This is a genomic window from Campylobacter sp. CNRCH_2014_2452 (assembly GCF_025772865.1).
GTDB classification, from domain to species: Bacteria; Campylobacterota; Campylobacteria; order Campylobacterales; family Campylobacteraceae; genus Campylobacter_D; species Campylobacter_D lari_D.
Genome location: NZ_JAKMSX010000002.1, coordinates 134,662 through 155,969 on the forward strand (window position 1 = coordinate 134,662; position 21,308 = coordinate 155,969).

General features: G+C 29.7%; 18 protein-coding genes and 1 tRNA gene. 2 read left to right on the plus strand and 17 right to left on the minus strand.

Features of this window, described 5'->3' with window-relative positions; all coding sequences use genetic code 11:
* Positions 1-14: 14 nt before the first annotated feature.
* Genes L8X38_RS01775 through L8X38_RS01810 form a run of 8 tightly spaced genes read right to left on the minus strand, consistent with a single transcriptional unit; the run spans position 15 to position 10,814 of the window.
* On the minus strand, positions 15-2,591 hold the full coding sequence (locus L8X38_RS01775) for a CDP-glycerol:glycerophosphate glycerophosphotransferase (RefSeq protein WP_263661110.1): 2,577 nt from the start codon (positions 2,589-2,591) through the stop codon (positions 15-17).
* A gap of 2 nt (positions 2,592-2,593) precedes the next feature.
* A complete protein-coding gene (locus L8X38_RS01780; protein WP_263661111.1) occupies positions 2,594-4,000 on the minus strand; it encodes a glycosyltransferase family 2 protein in 1,407 nt (468 codons plus the stop codon).
* Positions 3,990-5,645, minus strand: a complete 1,656-nt coding sequence (locus L8X38_RS01785; RefSeq protein WP_263658650.1) for a galactosyltransferase-related protein — start codon at positions 5,643-5,645, stop codon at positions 3,990-3,992. The genes L8X38_RS01780 and L8X38_RS01785 overlap by 11 nt, the downstream gene beginning before the upstream one ends.
* Positions 5,642-6,598 carry a KpsF/GutQ family sugar-phosphate isomerase gene (locus L8X38_RS01790; protein ID WP_412175439.1) on the minus strand — a complete coding sequence of 319 codons (957 nt, stop codon included), beginning with the start codon at positions 6,596-6,598 and terminating at the stop codon, positions 5,642-5,644. Before L8X38_RS01790 ends, L8X38_RS01785 begins: the two co-directional genes overlap by 4 nt.
* An 8-nt stretch (positions 6,599-6,606) precedes the next feature.
* The gene (locus tag L8X38_RS01795; protein ID WP_263661112.1) at positions 6,607-8,265 is read right to left on the minus strand and encodes a polysaccharide biosynthesis/export family protein; all 1,659 of its coding nucleotides are present in this window, start codon (positions 8,263-8,265) and stop codon (positions 6,607-6,609) included.
* The gene (locus tag L8X38_RS01800; RefSeq protein ID WP_263661113.1) at positions 8,265-9,380 is read right to left on the minus strand and encodes a capsule biosynthesis protein; all 1,116 of its coding nucleotides are present in this window, start codon (positions 9,378-9,380) and stop codon (positions 8,265-8,267) included. Before L8X38_RS01800 ends, L8X38_RS01795 begins: the two co-directional genes overlap by 1 nt.
* Entirely contained in the window at positions 9,370-10,041 is a 672-nt protein-coding gene (locus L8X38_RS01805; RefSeq protein ID WP_039617525.1) for a capsular polysaccharide export system, ATP-binding protein, read from the minus strand. The genes L8X38_RS01800 and L8X38_RS01805 overlap by 11 nt, the downstream gene beginning before the upstream one ends.
* The gene (locus L8X38_RS01810) at positions 10,038-10,814 is read right to left on the minus strand and encodes an ABC transporter permease (protein WP_263661114.1); all 777 of its coding nucleotides are present in this window, start codon (positions 10,812-10,814) and stop codon (positions 10,038-10,040) included. Before L8X38_RS01810 ends, L8X38_RS01805 begins: the two co-directional genes overlap by 4 nt.
* Positions 10,815-10,895: 81 nt before the next feature.
* Between L8X38_RS01810 and L8X38_RS01815 the strand changes: the two genes are divergently transcribed.
* A complete protein-coding gene (locus L8X38_RS01815) occupies positions 10,896-11,693 on the plus strand; it encodes a ferritin-like domain-containing protein (protein ID WP_263661115.1) in 798 nt (265 codons plus the stop codon).
* Between the two features lie 3 nt (positions 11,694-11,696).
* On the opposite strand, the gene L8X38_RS01820 is transcribed toward L8X38_RS01815, so the two are convergent.
* From L8X38_RS01820 to acpP, 4 genes are all read right to left on the minus strand, one after another.
* Positions 11,697-11,772, minus strand: a tRNA-Phe gene (locus tag L8X38_RS01820).
* Positions 11,773-11,840: 68 nt separating this feature from the next.
* Positions 11,841-12,776: an acetyl-CoA carboxylase carboxyltransferase subunit alpha gene (locus L8X38_RS01825; protein ID WP_263661117.1), complete on the minus strand. Its 936-nt coding sequence runs from the start codon at positions 12,774-12,776 to the stop codon at positions 11,841-11,843.
* Position 12,777: 1 nt separating this feature from the next.
* Entirely contained in the window at positions 12,778-13,992 is a 1,215-nt protein-coding gene (locus L8X38_RS01830; RefSeq protein ID WP_263661118.1) for a beta-ketoacyl-ACP synthase II, read from the minus strand.
* A 26-nt stretch (positions 13,993-14,018) separates the two neighbouring features.
* Positions 14,019-14,252 carry an acyl carrier protein gene (acpP, locus tag L8X38_RS01835; RefSeq protein WP_039617517.1) on the minus strand — a complete coding sequence of 78 codons (234 nt, stop codon included), beginning with the start codon at positions 14,250-14,252 and terminating at the stop codon, positions 14,019-14,021.
* A gap of 145 nt (positions 14,253-14,397) precedes the next feature.
* Between acpP and tenA the strand changes: the two genes are divergently transcribed.
* Positions 14,398-15,063, plus strand: a complete 666-nt coding sequence (gene tenA / locus L8X38_RS01840; protein ID WP_263661119.1) for a thiaminase II — start codon at positions 14,398-14,400, stop codon at positions 15,061-15,063.
* Positions 15,064-15,078: 15 nt separating this feature from the next.
* Here tenA and feoB read toward each other — a convergent pair whose 3' ends face one another.
* From feoB to L8X38_RS01865, 5 genes are all read right to left on the minus strand, one after another.
* The gene (gene feoB / locus L8X38_RS01845; RefSeq protein WP_263661120.1) at positions 15,079-17,103 is read right to left on the minus strand and encodes a ferrous iron transport protein B; all 2,025 of its coding nucleotides are present in this window, start codon (positions 17,101-17,103) and stop codon (positions 15,079-15,081) included.
* Entirely contained in the window at positions 17,103-17,330 is a 228-nt protein-coding gene (locus tag L8X38_RS01850) for a FeoA family protein (RefSeq protein WP_039627920.1), read from the minus strand. The genes feoB and L8X38_RS01850 overlap by 1 nt, the downstream gene beginning before the upstream one ends.
* Before the next feature lie 92 nt (positions 17,331-17,422).
* Positions 17,423-18,763: an MmgE/PrpD family protein gene (locus L8X38_RS01855; protein ID WP_263661122.1), complete on the minus strand. Its 1,341-nt coding sequence runs from the start codon at positions 18,761-18,763 to the stop codon at positions 17,423-17,425.
* 6 nt (positions 18,764-18,769) lie between these two features.
* The gene (purB, locus tag L8X38_RS01860) at positions 18,770-20,134 is read right to left on the minus strand and encodes an adenylosuccinate lyase (protein ID WP_263661123.1); all 1,365 of its coding nucleotides are present in this window, start codon (positions 20,132-20,134) and stop codon (positions 18,770-18,772) included.
* Between the two features lie 3 nt (positions 20,135-20,137).
* Positions 20,138-21,307, minus strand: coding sequence for a trans-sulfuration enzyme family protein (locus L8X38_RS01865; RefSeq protein WP_263661124.1), 1,170 nt, complete (start codon positions 21,305-21,307; stop codon positions 20,138-20,140).
* Position 21,308: the final 1 nt, after the last annotated feature.

Below are 21,308 nucleotides of genomic sequence, written 5' to 3' on the forward strand. Positions count from 1 at the left end.
ATTTATTTCTATTATTACATTAAATACTTAATATTAAGCTGAATTAATGTCGCATAAATTCTTTGGCAACATTTACCATCTTTAAAAGCAAAAGTCGATTCCATATTAGATTTATAATTATTAAAAACCTTGCAATTATTTCGAAATAAACTTTCAAGTTTTATTAATAAGCTATCTTCATCTTGCACTACGGGACCAAAACCATCTTTCTGATAATCAAAATAACCTTTTTGTAATGTGTGAGAAATAAAAAAAACATCTTTATCAAACTGATAATAAATAACTGGTTTTTTTAAATATGCCATCTCAAAAGCTACACTAGAATAATCTGTAATCATTAAAGAAGAATTGCAAAATAACATCTGTAAGCTTTCATCCTGATTAGCTATTTTTGTATAAAATGGAAGGTTAAAATCTTTTAAATATGGCATAATATTAGGATGTGGTTTAAAGACTACGGTATAAGAATATTGCTCACATAGTTTTTTTAAGTTGTTATTATTCAATAAGGAATTCCATTTTTGAAAATACTCGCTTCGTTTAAATTTTTCTTTCATATTCCTTTCATTAGAATTAAAAACATTATTGATTGCACTCGCTCTCCATGTTGGCATTATAATAATTTGTTTAATATCTGATTGTTTATTCCTTAACAAAGCATCATGTCTCGCAAATCCAGTTAAAATCACCTCTTTCTGTCCGAACTTATAACGAGTATAATTCTTTATAATAGAATCAAATTCCATCTGTGTAGCAACAAAAAATAAATTTATTTTTTTGCTGTTTAGCCATTTTGAAACATCATTTTGTGTAACGCCATGTTGTAAAAAAATAAACTGCTGCCTAGGTGTGATATATCTCATCAAATACTCATCAGAATGAGAACTAATGACTTTGGAGGCTTTTTTTATAATCCTTTCAAATTCAAAACTCCCAAATTCTATTAAATTAAATCCTTCTTTTTCCAATCTTTCCCAGTCTGAACTTTCTTTTCTTAATGCAAAAACTATTTCTTGCTCAGGATGATTTTGCATAATATATCTATATAAATGTTCTGCGTTATCATCTGCCTCATAGTCTCTATCCATTAAAAGCCAAATATTACTCTTTGGTAATCTTTTCTGAAATTCTTTTCTAATATTTTTAATATCTAAGAAATATTCACCATATTTACCAATCATAATTTGTTTATTATTAATAAATACCTCTAGTTTATCTTTAGCATCTTTTGACACATGAACCCATAATCTTTTTTGGTAACAAAATACTCTATCTAAAAAATCGTATTTAACAATCTTTTCATAATCTGCATATATTACTTCATTATCTATTCTAATACTTTCTATATTTTTATCATCTCTAGTATAATAAGTAATTAAAATTTGCTCTTTGTAAGGATCATAATCTTCTATATAAACTTCAGAAACATCCAATTTCTCATTTTTAAAGCAATTTAAAATTCCTTTCTTTTCGAAATTGTAAAATCCTTTATAACTGCAATTTAAAATAGTAGCAGAATCTATATATGAAAAATTCTTATCTAATAAATCTAAATATTCACGCTTTTCTTGTTCATTCATAAAATAAAGTTTTTCGGAATTATTTACGATAGATCTAACTTGCCATGCAAAATGATACAATACAGAATATTGCACATATAAAGGAACTCTATTTAAATTAAGCTTCGCATCAATTAGCAAATCTAGCGTCCCCAATTTTGAAGCTTGTAAATATAAGTTAATATTTTTTGAAGCTTGATCGATTATAGAATTGCCACTTGATCTTTTTCTATAAAAATATTTTGCACTAGATATATATGCAACTTTTTCATTTTCATGACGAATAAAAAATTGATTGGTAAATTTTAAATCTTCATTAAATTGTCTGAGTTTTTCATCAAAATACAGACCAGATGTTAAAATTTTTTTTACAGAAAAAAAAGCAGATTGGACACCTAGTTGTATAAAATCATTAAGATTACAAACCTCTTTTATAAGATATTTTTTTTTAAATTTGAAATTTAATGGGTGTTCGTCTTTATATTGTTTTTGTTTTTCATAATAAAAAATTAAATTACACCCTATCATACAAATATCATCATCTTGATGAGTCGATAAAAATTTATCTACTTCATAAAAATAGTTTCTATCTAAAAAATCATCCGGATCAGTAAAGGTAACCCAAGGAGTTTTATAATTATTTTCTTGTATATATTTTAAACCTAAATTTCTAGCACTAGATAATCCGCCATTTTCCTTATAAAGATAAACGATGTTTTTTGGGTATTTTTTTTGATATTTTCTAATAATATTTGCAGAATTATCAGTAGAACCATCATCTACTAATATCATAAAAATATTTTTTTTAAAATCAATTCTTTGATTAATAATAGAATTAAAATAATCATCTAAATATTTTTCTACATTATATACAGATGAGATTATTGTATATTGAGTAAAACCTTTGTATTTTTTAGGAAGGTATTTGTTATATACACCACTCAACCAAAAAACTTTTTTTTCTATAGCATCTTTAAAGAATAACTTTGGGTTAGTTCTAAGCTTTCTTAATTTTTTAGAATTTAAAATCATATTTAACCTTTAAGCGACATGATTTTTAGTCCAATACCATGCAACGATTGAATTAATTTTTGATTTTTTAAGCTCAAAGCCTGCTGGTAATCTCTGTAAAATTCTAATGGTAATCTTTTATTTAAAACATTTCTTTTAATACTTTTTTTATATTCTATGGTGTCTTTTTGATGTTGTAAAGATACTCTAATAACGCTAAAGGGCAAAGTTAATCTTAATATACCTTTTTTTCTAGAAAGTTCTTTTGTAAGTTTATACGAAAGATATTCTTTCACTCTATCAACTGCTCCTAAGGGTTGATTTTGTATATATATTTTTAAATTTTTAGTGTATTTTTTTAAACATAATGGATCTTTATCGAACCTTTGTAAAGTTAAAGCCTTGTTACAAACCACTGGTAAAAAATGTGTTTTTATATCTTCACTTAAATAGTGATTAGAATCAATAAATTTGATAAAATCTAATGCAATTTGCATCCAACTTGTACTTTCATAATATAGCCTAGTCATATTTGAATTCTCAAAAACATCTATTTTTTTAAGATGTGAATTAGGATGTATTACCCATTTTTTATTAGTAAAATTCATAGAGCTTGACTCTCTTAAACGATAAACATATATTTGCTTTGGAAATATATAAATATTTTTACTTAATGTAAATAATAACACTCCAAAATGACAATCTTCTGCAAAAATTCCATCAATAAATTTTAAATTTATATTTTTTAAAAAATTAAAATTAATCATACCTTGCCAAGCAAACCAAAAATAAAAAAGTTTTCTTTCTCTAGCTTTCTCTAGCCATTCTTTAGGTGTGATGATAATCTCATTTTTATAATCAAAATAAGTCATTTGACTGATGTGTTTTCTTTTAACTTTATCATACAAAGGTCTATAATCAAACCAAACCACTTCCACCCCATCCATTCTAGGTACACATTCTTCTATACAGTTTAATTCCCAATAATCATCAGAATCTAAAAAGATAATATAATCTATAATAGGATAAGTAAAGCTTGTTAGATCTTGTTCATTATTAAAAGCTTTATGGCTTTTATATACAGTGTATATTTCATAAGGATTATTACCTTCTATATTAAATTCTATTAAAGAATTTTCTTTTATAGTTTGAGCTTTGTTTTTGAGTTTATATTCTCCACTAAAATATTCTATACCTACATTTCTTGCTGTACTTTGTCCACCATTTTTTTTATCAAAAAGAGTGATTCTTTTATCTTTTAGAGTATATTCTTTTGCAATATTGAGTGAGTTTTCATCTGTGCTACCATCATTTACTAGTATGATTTCTAAGTTAGTATAAGTTTGATTGATTACACTATCTAAACATTCTTTTAAGTATTTTTCTACATTATATATGGGGATTACTACGCCGATGGTTTTAGTTTGCATTTTTAAACTTTTTAAAAAATTTAGAATCATTAAAAAACGCTTTTGGGTTATAAAAAAATTTTTGAAATAAACGATAAAATTTCGTATGAGAAATTTTAGTTTGCACAAGCTTTAAACCTATATATTTATTAAACATTTTTATAAATGAAAATGATGAAATTTCGTATATAAAAGGCTTATAAATCAAAGAATTTAAACTATATTTGCTTTTTTGAATATCTTTAAAAAATATTTTTTTATTTTCTAGATTTATCTTATAAAATTTTATAATTTCTTGTTCTTTTTTACCAAAACAGTATAAATCATTAATTAAAAAATTTACAAAAAAATCTAAATCATTTTTATCTATATTTTTTTCTACCATAAAATTTAAAATTTTATCATTGTCTTCTTTTGATAAACTTTTTAAATACAATCTTGCTTGTGTTATTTCATCTTGATATAAAGTTTTATCAAATTCTAACATTTTATTTTTGTTACTAGTTATCAAATATGACTCAGGTAAAATTCCTTTTTCAAAATAAACAATATCCAAATCTAGCTTTTGAAAAAAATCCAATAGATTTTTATTTTTAATGCACTCATTTAAAAGCAAAACTTTATGAATTTGTTTTTCCGTGATTATACTTTCGAGTTCTTTTTGGCTTTTGTAAATTAAATTATCTTCATTTATATATATAATATTGCCTATATAAGGTAGTATTTCTTTTATGGAATATAATATTTCCTTGGAATGAATAAATAAAACATTATCTCGGTAAACACTTTTATCACATAAATGCTTTATAGAATGCGCTTTGATATTTGATATATGATTATAAAATCTTTGATGATTTTTATGTTTATTATCCATGTAACCATTTTGATTTGGTTCATCATGATGAAAATGATATAAATATATCCCATGAAAACTTGCTTCATATCCAAGTAAAGCAAACCAAGCTCTAAAGCCTTCAAAACTTTTAAAATTCCAATTTCTTGCATCATAGTTTAAATTAACTGGTATTTGTTCTAAATCAATACAAGAGTATAAAATTCTTGCCAAAAGATCAAAATCCTCATATCCGTGGCCTATAAATTGCTCATCATTTCCACCAAGCGTTAAAAATTTATGCTTATTAATCACTATACTAGAGGTAGAACTTGGGGCAAAAAATTTGATCCACTCTTTTTTCCCACTAATTAAATCATTTTTTATCAAACCATCCCATAATTTTTTATCTTGAGTATAAATAAACTCACTACCATTTTGATTTAAAAATACAACTGGTAAAGATAAAATATGATTTGGCTTTAAGGCTATTTCTTTGATATCAATAAGATCTAAAATATACTCTAAAAATTGTTGTGATAAATAATAATCCACATCTAAAAACATCACTACATCTGAATTTGCAAAAGATGCACCCAAGTTGCGACATTTGCCTTGCGAGAAAAAATCTTTTTGACTTTCATCTTTAAGATAAATATGCCCATTTTCTTCGATAACACGCTTTAAATCATTTTCTAAAGAAGAATATCCTTCAACAAATATATATTCAACCCTATCATCACTTTTAAACTCACATGCTTTTTGAATAACACGATCTTTGATATAAATTCTTTCCTTACTTAAACCAAAAGGTATAACAATGGAAAGCTTCACACATTACCTATCGCATAAAGTTGTATAATACCTACTATTTTTTCATCTTGAGTGACAACTATTTCTTTGATTTTATGTTTTAACATAAGCTCTTCTGCTTCGCTTGTCATAGCACTTGCTTCTATAGTTTTAGGTTTTTCACTCATGATTTCTTTAGCTCTAAAATCAAATCTTGGCTTACCGTTTGCCCTTAAAGCTCTTCTTAAGTCCCCATCTGTGATGATCCCTACTAACTTCTCATTTTCAAGCACTACACAAAGTCCTAACTTGCCACTAGTCATCACATCAACTAACTCATTAAATTCACTCTCAGGACTGACTATAGGCAAATTATTTGACACCATCAAATCACCCACCCTAGTTAAAAGCTTTCTACCTAAACTTCCTCCTGGATGAAATAAAGCAAAATCATCAGGTCTAAAATTCCTCGCTCTCATCAAAGCTACTGCTATAGCATCACCCATCGCTAAGGTAGCCGTAGTAGAAGAAGTTGGAGCAAGCTGAAGCGGACAAGCTTCTTTTTTTACTGCTATATTTATAAAAATATCTGCTTGTTTAGCTAAAGTAGAATTTTGATTTCCCACCATGACAATTAAAGGAATTTTTCTTTTTTTAATCACTGGTATGAGTTTTAAAACCTCTTCAGTTTCTCCTGAATTTGAAATAGCTAAAAGCACATCCTCGCTTGTAAGCATACCAAGATCTCCATGTAATGCTTCGCCCGGATGCATAAAAAAACTTGGAGTACCTGTGCTAGCCAAGGTCGCAGCTATCTTAGCCCCTATATGGCCTGATTTACCCATACCACTTATTACACATCTACCTTTACTAGATAAAATCAACTCAACCGCTTTATTAAAATCTTCATCTAAATTATCGCATAAATCTAAAATCGTTTTTGATTCTATCTCAAAAACTTCTTTGGCTATTTTAATCGCATCTATTTGGCTCATCTAAATTCCTACATTTTCAATACTACATTAGTCGCAATAGCTATTTGATATAAAATTTGTGTTAGCATGCTAAAAATTTGGAGATTTTGACTATCTACTTTTGGTAAAACTAAAATAGAATCTCCCGCTTTGATATCTGCTGAACTTCTACCACTGTATTTAGTTGCTTTACCATTAGCATTGATTACCAAAACTCTTGATACATCTGCTCTATCACTAAAACCACCTGCTAGGTTGATATAATATCTTAATTTTTCTTTATCCATATACACAAACGCACCCGGTATAGAAACTTCACCTTGAACTAAAACAAGATTATTTTTACTAGGTACATTTACTACATCACCTTCTTCTAATACTATAGAATTATACGCTTTGACATTGTCTATAACGATTTGTCCTTTTGGTTGAGCTTGTTTTGCACGCGCAATAAATTCTAAAATTGTTTTAGCTTGAGTAGCTCTAATACTAGCTTGCTCAGCATTAACCGAAGAGCTTGTCAGAGCTAGTGTTTCAAGCTCTTTAAGCTGGGCTTCGATAAGTTGTTTTTGGGTAGCTGCTACACTTTTTCTAAAAACTTGTAAGGCATTGATGTTTGATTGATCATTAACTGTAATCATTTTAGCAAGTTCAGCTAAAGTTGTGCCTTTTTTTATTACCATAGAATGCAACCCGCTATGCTCACCTTCTATGCTAATGCTAATATTTTGCGCAGTATAATCAGGTCTAAACTCTATCTCATCGCCATTGTATAATTTCACACCTAAAAACTGTTTTTTGCTGTAAGCATCCACATGTAATTTATGATCATCCCTATAGCTTTTTACCACAGCATTAGTTACTATAGGTTTAGCTCCTGCAACTTTGGCTATATCTTCTAAATTTAAAATATCATTACTTAACTCAAATCTAAAGGGCTTTTGCACATCTCCTTCAATAAAAACATACTTTTGCACACTACCCACTAAAATCACATCACCCATTCTAAAAGGAAAAAGATCAAGCTGACCCTTAAGTAAAAAATCATACAAGTCTACTTTTTTAATAACTTTATTATCTCTTAAAATTTGAATATCTCTAAAACTACCATATTCTAAATTAATTCCACTTGCTTTATCTAAATACTGTATAATAGAATCTGAACTTAATCCTTGATAAAGGCCTGGTTGATTCACATTTCCTGTAACAAATACCGATACATTTTGATAAATATCCATATCCGCATATACATAGACATTGCTTTTATAAATTTTATTAATAGCTTTTGTAATGACTTGCACTAAAGCACTATTTTTCACACCCAAAAGATTAATAGCACCTACTTTTGGTATGAAAATATTTCCTTGAGAATCTACTGTTAAGGTTTGTATAAACTCTACCGCACCCCAAATTTTTACATTAATCCTATCGCCTACTGCTAGTTTATAATCAGGGTTATAAACATGTTGAGTAAATTTAGTAAAATTACCATTAAATAAATGTGCACCAAAAACTTTAGTTATCGGAGCTTGAATTTGATTAAAATCACTTTGATTACTATCGTAATTTATAATTTGTGGCTCTAAAGATGGTGCTAATGGTTGATTTTGAATTTTTGCAATTTGAGAAACATCTACCGCAGAAAATAAAAACAAAGGTAAAAGTAAAAATAAGAATATCTTTTTCATTAGTATCTATGCTCCTCTACAATCATTTTAATAAATTTAACAATTCCATAAATCAAAGATAAAATCATAAAAGCTGTGAGTATATTATACAAAGCTTCTGGGTATTTAGCACTTTGAGGTAAACTTGGGCTTTGCACTATAACCACTTGTTTTATCTTTCTTAAAGCTTCTATCCTAGCACTCTCATAAGCTTTTAATGCAGCTGTGTAAGCACTTTCTGCAAAACCTGCTTCTATGGTTAGATCTTGAAATTTAGCTGCAAGATCGTTGAGTTTTTGAGAGGATTTTGGCGATGAAACTTTGGATTTTTCTTTTTGAAGTTGTTTTTTTAAGGCTGTGATTTCACTTTTTATAGTAACAATTTGTGGTGCATTATCGTTTATATAACTTTGCATCATTAAAAACTCAGCTTCTTTGGCTGCTATTTTTGATTCAAGTTCAGCTATGAGTTTTAGAGTGCCTTCTGCTTGTTTGAGTGGATCAAATACTCCATATTTGTTTTGAAAAGCTAAAAGCTCATCTTTAGCCTTTTGATATCTTTTTTTAAACTGCAAAAGTTCTTCTTCGGCAAATTGCATTTGATCTCTTGCGGCTTTGTGTGAAATTTCATTGATAAATTTTTCACTTTCTTTAACTATAGTTGAAGCTATCAAATGTGCACTTTGTGGATCAAAACCTTCAACTTCTACACGCAAAAGCCCATTAGCTGAGTTTTCTTGAGTAATTTTAACACGGTTTTGATAATACTTTAAAAACTCTTCCTGATTGGCTGATGAGGAAATACTATAAAAAAAATCAAGTTTTTGTTTTTGATATAACTCACGAATTTGAACTTTTTCTTCTAAGATATTTAACATATCTAAAGAATGAATATAAGATTTTAAATAATTAATATCCTCGCTTGAAAAAGAATTATTAGTCAAAAATGCGGCAATTCCAGTAATAGCTCCGCTATCTCCTGTGGTTGATTTCACACTTAAAACACTTTCACTCACATAGCGATTTGCTGCTATAAAAATATAATAAAATACAACAAATGCTGTCAAAATTAATACTATTTTAAAAGAATTAAATATTTCTAAATTTTTAAGTTTTTTTAATAATTCATTTTGCATTTATTTTTCCTTGATACACCGCTATACCCTCATCTACATCATCATATATAGTAGCTTGTCCATCTTGCATGAATATAATTTTATCACACCATTGTTTAATTTCAGCTACATTATGCGAAACCATGATAACTTTTGACTGGCTTAGCTTTTCTTTATAGATTTTAGAGCTTTTTTCTCTAAATTTAGGATCTCCCACAGCACCTGCTTCGTCAATTAAATAATAATCAAAATCAAAAGCCATACTTAAGCCAAAAGATATTCTAGCACTCATACCTGCTGAATAAGTATTCATAGGCTCATCAAAAAATTTACCAAGCTCAGCAAAATCTTCCACAAATTTAATCTTTTCCTCTAAAGCCTTTCCTTTGTAACCATATACTCTAGCTACAAAGCGTGCATTATCTCTTGCTGAAAGTCTATGTTGAAATGCACCTGCCAAACCTAGAGGCCAAGATAATTTTTTATTAGTAATAATCTTACCTCTATCAGGAAGTAAGGAGCCACTTAAAAGTTTCATTAAGGTTGATTTTCCAGCACCATTGCGCCCCATTAAACCTATACTGCAATTTTCAGGGAATTCAAAACTTAAGTTTTTAAAAACATAATGCCTTCCACCATTACGTAAAGGAAAAGATTTGGTTAAATTAACTAATTTTATCATCGCACTGCTATCAACTTTTCTCTAGTAAAATAATAAAAAAACAATCCCAAAAACAAAATCACACTTAAACATGCAATAGGATAATAGTAATTATAATCATCAAGCAATGGATAATTTTGAAAAAAATTATATTTTAAAAGCTCCATAATATGTAAAAGTGGATTGTAATATAAAATGTCTAAAATAGGTTTTGGAACTATCCATATAGGAAATACCACCAAAGCCGTCCAATATAAAACTATATTTAAATAATTTAAAGCCATTTTTAAAGGCTCTGCAAAATGTCCTGCTATAGCAAAACACATTCCCATAGCAAAACCAAACACCACAAGCAAAAAAAGCGAAAACATCACTTCTAAAAAATGCTTAGGTATAACTTGCATATGTAAAAACCAACCTGCCAAAAATATCACACAAATAAAAATAGTAAAATAAATACAAAACTCAAGCAGTGCTCTTGCGATAAAAACATGTATGGGACGAATAGGCTTATAAGCAAAAAGAGTTAAATTTGATCCTATACCATTTAAAAGCTGAGTAATAATACTTCTAAACATAAAAAAAGGTATAATTCCTACTGCTAAAAACAAAAAGATAGAAACACCTTCAGGCATGATTTGATGATGAAATTCTCTAATAGCTGTTATAATAGAAGTGATTACCAAAACTACCATCATAGGCTCTCCGATTACCCAAAAATAGCCCAAATATTTATTAATACCAAATCTTGTCTTTAACTCTCTAAAAAAAAGAGCATGTATGACATTAAACATATTTTTAGCAAACCTTTTTAAATTTTTAAAATTTTTATATTATACTTTTTTATCTTATATAATATTTAACAAGGTTTAAAAATGAAAAGAAATTTTTTTGAGGAATTAGAAAAAATTTTATATCATAAAGATATTTTCAAGAAGATTGAATTATTTAATGAGTTTTATGAAAATTTTAAAGCTAATTTATATGATTTTAATCATTCCCATGAAGCGATCATTTGTGAAAACTCACAAGTTAAAATCCTTCATCCTATGAAAATAAGGCGTCCAAAAGAGGCAAATAGTACTTCATCTTTAGCTAAAATATTACATTCAGTTGCACATATAGAATATAGTGCTATAAATTTGGCCTTAGATGCTAGTTATAGATTTAAAAATTTGCCATTGAAATTTTATCAAGATTGGCTTGAGGTAGCTGATGAGGAAATTAAGCATTTTTTACTTTTAGAAAAAACTTTAAATGAACTTGATTTTAAATATGGAGATTTCCATGCCCATGATAATCTTGAAAAAGCCTTATTTTTAACCAAAGATAATCTTGCTCATAGAATGGGCATAGTGCATAGAGGTCTTGAAGCAAAAGGACTTGATGCCAATCCTTTTGTCTTAGAAAAATTAAACACAACTAATCATCCTATAAAAAGTTTATTTGGTGAAATTTTTACCATTATATTAAATGATGAGATTAAACATGTAAATAAAGGGGATTTTTGGTGGAATTATGCAAAAAATGAAAATGACGATTATATGGATCTTTGTGCCAAATATAAAGAATTTAATCTTTTAGGAAAAGTATATAACAAAACAGCTAGAATACAAGCTGGATTTAGTGAAAATGAACTTCAAAAATTAGACGATTTTTATAATAGAAAATGAAGATGGTGGTTAGAGGCAGAATCGAACTGCCGACACGCAGATTTTCAGTCTGCTGCTCTACCGACTGAGCTATCCAACCACTGAATTGAAGTTGTAATTATACAATAGTTTTTTTAAAAAAAGTTGAAATTTGCATAAAAATGCAAATCATTCAGCAAAAGCTCCAAATTTAAAGATTTTTTGCATTCTTAATGCAGCTAATTCGCGTTTATCGTATTGTTCTAACTCTTCTATAGCTTTTAAGACATAATCACTCAAATTTTTAATCACATTTTCTTTATCTCTATGAGCTCCACTCATTGGTTCTTCGATAACATCATCTATTAAACCTTGGGTTTTTAAATCATCAGCAGTTACTTTCATCACCTTAGTAGCAGCTTCACTTTTTGATGGATCATTCCATAAAATAGCAGCACAACCCTCAGGTGAAATCACAGAAAAAACTGAATTTTTCATCATAGCAAGTTTATCAGCTACTCCTATAGCTAAAGCACCACCACTTCCACCTTCGCCTATAACTACTGCTATAGTGATTGTTTTAAGAGCGCTTAACTCATATAAATTTCTAGCTATAGCCTCACTTTGACCACGCTCTTCAGCACCCACTCCTGGGTAAGCACCTGGAGTATCTACTAAAAACAATACCGGTATGTCAAATTTTTCAGCCATTTTTGCCACTCTTAGAGCTTTTCTATAACCTTCAGGATGAGGCATACCAAAATTTCTATGAAGCTTATCTTTAGTACCTCTACCTTTTTGCTCACCTATAACAATAATTTTTTTCCCACCTATATAACCTGCATAACACACAATAGCAGGATCATCTCTAAAAGCACGATCGCCATGAATTTCATAAGCGTCACTTAGTATAGCTTGAATATAATCAAGCGCATAAGGACGATCAGGATGTCTTGCAAGCTGTAAGCGTTGGTAATCGCTTAAATTTTTATAAACTTTTTGAGTTTCTTTTTCAAGGTTTTTTTCTAAAATTTTTACTGCTTCATCATCGCCTTTGATTTTAGCATTTGCTAAATCCTCATCAATTTGCTGAATATTTTTTTCAAAATCTAAATAAGAAGCCATATTAATCTACTTTTTTGAAGATCACACAACCATTTGTTCCACCAAAACCAAAAGAATTGCTCATTACTACATTAACTTCGTTTTTTCTTGCAGTATTTGGTATATAGTCAAGATCACAATTTTCATCTGCTACGATTTGATTGATAGTTGGCGGTAATACACCTTGATCAAGCGCCATTAAAGAAATAACAGCTTCAATAGCACCAGCAGCACCCAAACAATGGCCTGTTTGACCTTTTGTAGAACTAACTAAAGGAATTTGATCTTTGAAAAGTTCTTTAATAGCTACTGTTTCATTTTTATCATTTACTGGAGTAGAAGTTCCGTGTGCATTAATATAATCTACTTTTGGATTTCCTGCCATTTTTAAGGCTTTTTTCATAGCACGCAATGGCCCTTCTAAAGTAGGTGAAGTGATATGATGTGCATCTGCACTTTCGCCAAAACCTACCAACTCAGCATAAATTTTAGCTCCACGCTTTTTAGCAGCCTCATACTCTTCAAAAACCAAAGCACCAGCACCTTCACCCATCACAAAACCATCTCTTTCTTTATCAAATGGCCTTGAAGCTTTAGCTGGATCATCATTTCTAGTAGAAAGAGCTTTCATAGCAGCAAAGCCACCTATACCTACAGCACAAATAGCTGCTTCAGCACCTACTACAAGCATTTTATCTGCATTGCCTAAAGCTATGCTTTTATATGCTTCGCCTATAGCATGAGTTCCTGCTGCACAAGCAGTCACGCATGAGATATTTGGTCCTTGTAATCCATGCTCGATTGATACAATCCCACCAAGCATATTAACCAAAGCTGATGGTATGAAAAAAGGAGTTATTTTGCGTGGTCCACGCTGTGCGCAAGTAACGGAATTTTTTTCTATATTTGGTAAACCACCTATACCAGCTGCTGAAACTACACCAAATTCTTCTTTGTTTAAAGTTTCATCAAATTTAGCATCTTCCATAGCTTCTCTTGCTGCTTTAATACCAAGTTGTATAAAACGATCTATTTTTTTAACCTCTTTAGCATCACAGACACTTAAAGGATCAAAATTTTTTACTTCAGCAGCAATTTGCACTGGAAAATCAGTGGTATCAAAAAGAGTGATTTTATCAACGCCACTTTTACCATCACAAATTGCTTTAAATGAGCTATCTTTGTCTAAACCAAGGGCATTGATCATTCCTATACCTGTTACTACAACGCGTTTCAAACCGCACTCCTTATTAAAAATTAAAATTATTTTTGAAGATTTTCTATATAATTAACAACATCTTCGATTTTTACTAGTTTTTCAGCATCACTGTCTGGAATTTCTACATCAAATTTTTCTTCTAAAGCCATAACTAATTCAACAACATCTAAAGAATCTGCACCTAAATCTTCAATGATTTTAGATTCCATTTTAACTGCATCTTCATCAACACTAAGTTGCTCAACAACTACTTTTTTTACATCATCAAAAATTGCCATTTTTATCTCCTAGTTTAAAAAATTAAACAACATTTTACAATAAAAAAATAAATTTCTTGTTTAAAAAGTTAAAAATTAAAGATTATTACGAAAAATTTAATTATCTGTGTTTAAATAAAAGCTTAAATTTTAGCAAAGGAAATTTATGCTTTTAGATAAACTTATAAAAGAAAATAAAAAAACTTGGGTGCAATACATCTATCATGAATTTGTAAAAAAACTTCAAAATGGTACTTTAGAAAAAGATACATTTTTGTTTTATCTTAAACAAGATTATATTTTTTTAAATAATTATGCAAAATGCTATGCTTTGCTTGCTTTAAATGCAAATAACGCTAAAGAAATTCAATTTGCCATTAAAAATCAAAACTACACTTTAGAAGGAGAATTGGAACTTCACAGAAGTATTTTAAAACTAGGCATTAATGTAGAAAAACTTGACTATAAAGATGAAAGTTTAACTAATATTGCTTATACAAGATACTTACTAAGTGTGGGACAAAATGGAGATTATTTGGATATGCTGTGTGCTTTGAGTGCTTGTGCTATAGGATATGCATATATAGGGGAAGAAATTTATAAAGGACTTAATGAAAAAAGCTTAGAAAATCATCCTTACAAAGAGTGGATTTTAACCTATGCAGGTAAAGAATTTCAAGATGAAATTAAAGAATTTAAAGACTTTTTTAATTCTTATACAAATAGCATTAGTGAAGAAAAATTTAAAAAATTAAACGAAATTTTTTATACTACTATAAGACTTGAAACGGCCTTTTGGCAACACTCTTTAGAGCAAAAAATGGAAATTTAATCATCATAAAGATGATTAAATTATCAATTTAGTAATATTAATCCCTACAAAAGCGATCAAATACGCACATAAAGACGTAAATATAAAAAGATACCATGCATATTTTTTATTTCCCGCTTCTTTAGCAAAAACTATAGTTGCTGCAAAGCAAGGATTATAAATCATAACAAAAAGTATAAAAGCTACTGCTGTGCTAAAAGGGATGTTTTCTTTTATGGCTTCTTGTAAATTTAAACTTGTCTCATCAACTTCATCACCTAAAGAATAAAGCACACCCATAGTAGAAATCATCACTTCTTTAGCAGCCAAACCACTTACCAAAGATACACTAAGTTTCCAATCAAAGCCAAGTGGTGTAAAAATAGGCTCTATTACTTTGCCAAATTGTCCAAGATAACTATTTTCTATCTGAAGCTCTTGAGTTAAAGCATCTTGAGTATTATTTTCTTGTGCAGGAAAATTACTCGCAAACCAAACAAGCAAAGAAGCTATCAAAATAAATGTTCCTGCTTTTTTTAAATACATTTTGGCTTTGTTAAACACCATAAACCATACCAAATTCCAATTTGGCATTCTATATTTTGGCATTTCCATTACAAAAGGTTCATCTTGTCCTCTAAAAGCACTCATTCTTAAAATCTTAGCTGCAATCAAACCCAAAAACGCACCCAAAAGATAAATCCCAAAAAGATAATTTCCCGCCACATCAGCAGGAAAAAACACTCCAACAAAAAGCACATATACAGGAAGTCTTGCGCCACAACTCATAAAATTAATAATAAAAAGAGTTAATAATCTATCTTTTTTATTTTTTAAAGTTCTTGTAGCCATAAATGCAGGTACTGAACAGCCAAAACCCGTGATTAAAGGGATAAAACTTTTACCATGTAAGCCAAATTTGTATAAAATTCCATCTAATAAAAATGCAACCCTAGCCATATATCCAGTTGTTTCAAGCAAGGCTATACCAAAAAATAAAATCATAATATTTGGTAAAAAAGTTATAACCGCACCAACCCCACCTAAAACACCATCAGCTAAGGCTGAAGCGATAAATTCATTGCTAATATTATTTTTTACCATATCACCTAAATTAGCAAAAAACATTTCTATATAATCCATAGGGATTTGACCTAAAGTAAAGGTTAGTTGAAATAAAGCCCACATAAAAAACAAAAATATAGGAATTCCTAAAAATTTATTAATTAAAATAGAATCTATTTCTTTGGTATGATTTTTATACTTAACACTCTTGCTTAAAACCTTAACACATATACCATTTGCAAAAGCAATCAGCTCTTCTTTAAAAATATTTTCCATATCTTTGCTATGATATGCCATATAAATTTTTTTTAAAGCTTCATCAAGTATTTTTCTCAAAGCGTGTGAAATGACTATATTGGCTTCATTTTTAAGTAAAGCAAGTGCCAAATCTTTTGTAGAAAAATCTAAATAAGTAATTTCATTTTGATTTAAAAATTCACTTATTTTTGCAAGTTCTTCTTCTATAATATCACTATAAACACGCTCTTTAGCTTCAAATTTAGCTTCATGGGTTGAAATGATTAAATCCAAAAGTGCATTTAGATTTTCTTTAGTTTTAGCGCACACGCCAAGACAAGGTGTATTTAGAAGTTGAGATAAAATTTTAAAATCTATACTAAAACCTTCATTTTTAGCTTCATCTTGCATATTTAAAGCCATAATCATTTTGATTTTAGCTTCTATTAAAGATGCGCTTAAAATCAAATTACGCTCTAAATTTGTAGAATCAAGCACATTTACTACAAGATCAAAATTACCCTTTTTTAAAAAATCTTTTGTAATTTTTTCTTCTTCGCTATAACCATCTAATGCATAAGTTCCTGGTAAATCTATAAATTTAAACTCATAATTTTTATAAATTAATCTAGCCTCAGCCTTTTCAACCGTAACACCGCTAAAATTTCCAACTTTCATATTAGCTTTGCATAGTGCGTTAATTAATAAACTTTTACCAACATTTGGCTGACCTACTAAAGCAACGATGATTTCTTTCATTAAAACTCTTTTGAAATTTGTATTATTTTTGCTTCACTTGAGCGTAAAATCACGCAAGTTGTATCAAGTTCTACCATAATAGTAGAATTTGCTATAGAAGAACGAATTTTTTTAACTTTTTTGTTTTTTGCAAAACCAAAACTAAAAAGTCTTGCTTGGAGTTGTTTATCTGCTTCAAAGCCTACTATAAAGGCTTCTTCATTGTCTTTTAATGTATCTAAAGTCATGTTTTTCCTTACAAAAACCAAGATAAGACATTATATAAAAAATTCAATTATTTATTTTTTAAAATAATAAGCAATCTCAAAAAATGAGATTGCTAGAAATCAAAATCATTTAGATTTTCTAAATTTTGAAGCTTTTTGACTAATTCCTCAGCCTTTTCTAAAGAAAGTGCTATGCTAGCATTAGAAAGAAATTTATCTTTTAATTCATCAAAACTTAAAGGATTATCAAAATTTCCTTTATTTATAAACACATCTTTTTTAATTACTCTTCCATCATTTAAAACAGCTTCTAAATGTCCTGGAAAGTATTTAGGGAAACCGCTAGATTTTTTCTTCTCATAGCTAATTTTTTTAGCAAATTCTATTAGTTCAGCTCTATTTAAATTTTCATAAGATTTTAAAGTAATTTTGCCATCAAAAAACGCTAAAGCCATTAAAAAAGGCATGGAAAATTTGGCCGCATAAGCACTTTGTGGAGTGTATTTTGCTTCTATTGGATCACAGATAAATGAAATTGGCACTTCATCTACAAAGCAATGCAAACTTTTGATATCTTGTGCTTTTAAGCCATCATTTCTTAAACTCATAGCACAATCAATAAGCCCATGTGCAAAATGACAACTTGGATAAGGTTTTAACGAAACTTGCATTACTTGCCAAATTTCATTCAACCCCTTACAAAGTTCATTTTTATCACATTCATCTTCTAAGCCAAAAGTTCTAAAGACATTATCCCTTCCTTCAAATATACTCAAAGGACCGCTCATATTAGCTTTTGCGCAATTTGCTACTAAAATTCCATTTTTCAAAGCATTAGCTATGTGTAAAACTTTAGAATTAGATCCATTAGATAAAAACTCATTTACCCCACTTGCAAAACTTCCTGCTAAACCTAATGCATTGATGATTTGTTCTTTGTTTAAACCAAGTAAAACACAACTTGCAGCCACACTACCAAAAATTCCTGCTATAGCTGTAGTATGAAAGCCACGCTTATGAAAACTTCCTTTGCTTGCTATACCCACTCTAGCAGCAATTTCCCAACCAACAATAAAGGCTTTTAAAACTTTTTTTCCATCCTTACTTACGCTAAATCCATAAGTTAAACAAAGTGGAGTTAAAATAGCACTAGCGTGCAAAATAGCTTCAGTATGAGTATCATCAAAATCAAGGGCATGCGCTGCAATAGCATTTACCATCGCAGCATAAATTACATCAAGCTTTTTATCCCCGCTCCAAATTTTTTCACTAGGATTTACGCTTAAAGCTTCAAAAGCCTTAGTTGCATTTAAAACACAAGCTTCATTTTTAGCAGCTAGGGCTGTTCCTAGTGCATCAAGCATAAGCTCTTTTGCTCTTTGTTTTACTTCACTAGGAATAGCTTCATAATCTAAATTTACGATAAATTCGGCTAGTTTTTCACTTAAATACATTTTTTCCTACTTTAGAATTGGTGCATTAGCGATTTTTTCTAAGAACTCATCAACTAATTTTGGTGCATAACCTACATAAGTTGTAGCATCCATTAAAACATCAATGTCTTTTTCACTTAAAACCTTACTTACACGCTCATCTTCAAGCAAAACAACTTTAAAAGTTTTATGATTTTCTATACCTCTCATAGCATTTTCATAAACAATTTCATGTGCATGTTGCTTACCATAATGATCACTCAAAGCAAACATCACGCGTTCTGCCAATACAAAGCCATTAAGCGTATCAAGATTTTTTAACATTTTGTCTTTTTTAACTTCTAAATCATCAAAGACAAATTTCATATTTGCTAATACCACTGAAAGCATTAAAAATGCTTCTGGTAAAAGCTTCCATTCCATTTTCCAAACTTGACCATCTCTTTCATGCTCATGTCTTTCTATATCGCTTAAAATTGCAATATTAGCTCTTAGGGCATTACTTACAGTCACTGCGTTTTCACTTACTGCGGGATTTCTTTTATGAGGCATAGTAGAACTTCCTACTTGACCTTTTCCAAAAGGCTCAGCAATTTCATCGATTTCATTATGAGCTAAGATTAAAAGTTGATGTGCGATTTTGTTAAAGGTTGCATTGATATTACCTAAAACATAACCAAGCTCAATAAAACGATCTCTTGCTGGTTGCCATGAGATGTCAGGAACTTCTAAACCTAAGCTTTCTAAAGTAAGTTTTTCTACTTCATTAGCCTTGTCATTTAAGCTTGCTTTAGTTCCCACTGCACCTACGATTAATCCTACATATAATCTTTTTTCAAGTTCGATAATTCTTTCATAGTGACGATTAAGCTCACTTAGCCAAATTGCAACTTTGTGTCCAAAAGTTATAGGCAAAGCTTGTAAAGCTAAGGTTCTTCCCATCATTGCAGTGTTCTTATGCTCTTTTGCGATTTTTGCTAAATTTTTAGCTATATCTTTTAAATCTTGTTTGATTAAAGCCATAGCTTCTTTAAATTGTAAAACTATGCCTGTGTCAATGATATCTTGTGTTGTTACACCAAAATGCACATATTCACCAAGACCATTTTCGCAAGCTTTTTCCAAGCCTCTAACAGTAGGCACTAAAGGGTGTTTAGTCTTTTTAAACTCAGCAAAAATAAAATCCATATCCATAAATTTATAATGCGCTTTTTTAGCTATTTCTGTAGCTGCCTCATTAGGGATAATGCCAAGTTTTGCTTGAGCTTTTGCCAGGGCAGCTTCTACATCAAGCCATTTTTGAATTCTATTTTCTTCACTAAAAATAGCTCTCATTGCAGGAGTACTCCAAGAATCTTGAAGCAACCTCATATCAAATACACTCACACCCATGTTTTATCCTTTAAAATTTATTTTTTCAAATGCTTGTTTTAAATCAGCAATCAAATCCTTACTATCTTCAAGACCTATATGAAATCTCACAAAAGGACCTCTAGCGCTCCAATCTGTTGCCGTTCTTGGCGGAGTAGTAACAGTAGCTAAACTCTCATATCCACCCCAACTTGCACCGATTGAAAAATACTCTAAATTATCTACAAACAAAATAGCTTGTTCTTTAGAAATGCCATCTGCAAATTCAATCGTTACCATACCATTAGCACCTTTATGATCGCGCATAAAAACTTCATAGTTTGGATGAGTTTTTAATTTTGGATAAAAAATTGTTTTAACTTCTTTTCTACTTTGTAAAAACTCTACTACCTCATCTGCACTTTTTTCATGAGCCCTCATTCTTACATCTAAAGTTCTCATACCACGAAGCACTAAATAAGCATCATCAGGACTTGTAGTAAATCCTAAAGCTTCTGGTAATTTATCAAAATTTTTCCATTCTTTTTCATTAATCACTACTATACCCATAGTAACATCTGAATGCCCACTTAAGTACTTAGTCGCTGCAATTACTGAAATATCTGCTCCAAGCTCAAGCGGGTTTAAAAAATACCCACTTGAATAAGTATTATCAATCGCTACTGGTATGTTATGTTTGTGTGCAATTTCACAAAGTTTTGGTAAGTCTATGATTTCATAAAGTATAGAACCTGGACTTTCACAAAGGATTAATTTTGTGTTTGGTTTGATTTTTTCCTCTACATCAGAAGCATCAGCTTTTAAAAAGTCAATTTCTACACCCATTTTAGTTAAAAATAAATCACAAATTGTTCTAACAGGTCCATAAATAGCATCAGTGATTAAAAAATGAGCATCTTTACTAGCATAATTTAAAAGCACCATAGCTAATGCTGCAAGCCCTGTTGGGAAAAGTTGCGCCCTATAACCACCCTCAAGCTCACAAATAAGTTTTTCAAGTTCAAAATTTGTAGCTGTTCCTCTAGCACCATAACTCAAAACACGCTCATTTTTTCTTAGCTCGCGGTATTTTTGCCAAGTAGCATGATCTTTAAAAAGTATGGTTGATGCACGCATTAAGGTTGGATTAACTGATCTTACTTCGGCGTTTTGATCGCCTCTTCCTAGGTGGATTAATTTAGTTTTATTATTCATT

Coding starts and splice junctions, on each gene's coding strand:
- L8X38_RS01775 (WP_263661110.1), bottom strand. CDS start 2,591: ATGATTTTAAATTCTAAAAAATTAAGAAAGCTTAGAACTAACCCAAAG.
- L8X38_RS01780 (WP_263661111.1), bottom strand. CDS start 4,000: ATGCAAACTAAAACCATCGGCGTAGTAATCCCCATATATAATGTAGAA.
- L8X38_RS01790 (WP_412175439.1), bottom strand. CDS start 6,598: ATGAGCCAAATAGATGCGATTAAAATAGCCAAAGAAGTTTTTGAGATA.
- L8X38_RS01795 (WP_263661112.1), bottom strand. CDS start 8,265: ATGAAAAAGATATTCTTATTTTTACTTTTACCTTTGTTTTTATTTTCT.
- L8X38_RS01800 (WP_263661113.1), bottom strand. CDS start 9,380: ATGCAAAATGAATTATTAAAAAAACTTAAAAATTTAGAAATATTTAAT.
- L8X38_RS01805 (WP_039617525.1), bottom strand. CDS start 10,041: ATGATAAAATTAGTTAATTTAACCAAATCTTTTCCTTTACGTAATGGT.
- L8X38_RS01810 (WP_263661114.1), bottom strand. CDS start 10,814: ATGTTTAATGTCATACATGCTCTTTTTTTTAGAGAGTTAAAGACAAGA.
- L8X38_RS01815 (WP_263661115.1), top strand. CDS start 10,896: ATGAAAAGAAATTTTTTTGAGGAATTAGAAAAAATTTTATATCATAAA.
- L8X38_RS01825 (WP_263661117.1), bottom strand. CDS start 12,776: ATGGCTTCTTATTTAGATTTTGAAAAAAATATTCAGCAAATTGATGAG.
- acpP (WP_039617517.1), bottom strand. CDS start 14,252: ATGGCAATTTTTGATGATGTAAAAAAAGTAGTTGTTGAGCAACTTAGT.
- tenA (WP_263661119.1), top strand. CDS start 14,398: ATGCTTTTAGATAAACTTATAAAAGAAAATAAAAAAACTTGGGTGCAA.
- feoB (WP_263661120.1), bottom strand. CDS start 17,103: ATGAAAGAAATCATCGTTGCTTTAGTAGGTCAGCCAAATGTTGGTAAA.
- L8X38_RS01850 (WP_039627920.1), bottom strand. CDS start 17,330: ATGACTTTAGATACATTAAAAGACAATGAAGAAGCCTTTATAGTAGGC.
- L8X38_RS01855 (WP_263661122.1), bottom strand. CDS start 18,763: ATGTATTTAAGTGAAAAACTAGCCGAATTTATCGTAAATTTAGATTAT.
- purB (WP_263661123.1), bottom strand. CDS start 20,134: ATGGGTGTGAGTGTATTTGATATGAGGTTGCTTCAAGATTCTTGGAGT.
- L8X38_RS01865 (WP_263661124.1), bottom strand. CDS start 21,307: ATGAATAATAAAACTAAATTAATCCACCTAGGAAGAGGCGATCAAAAC.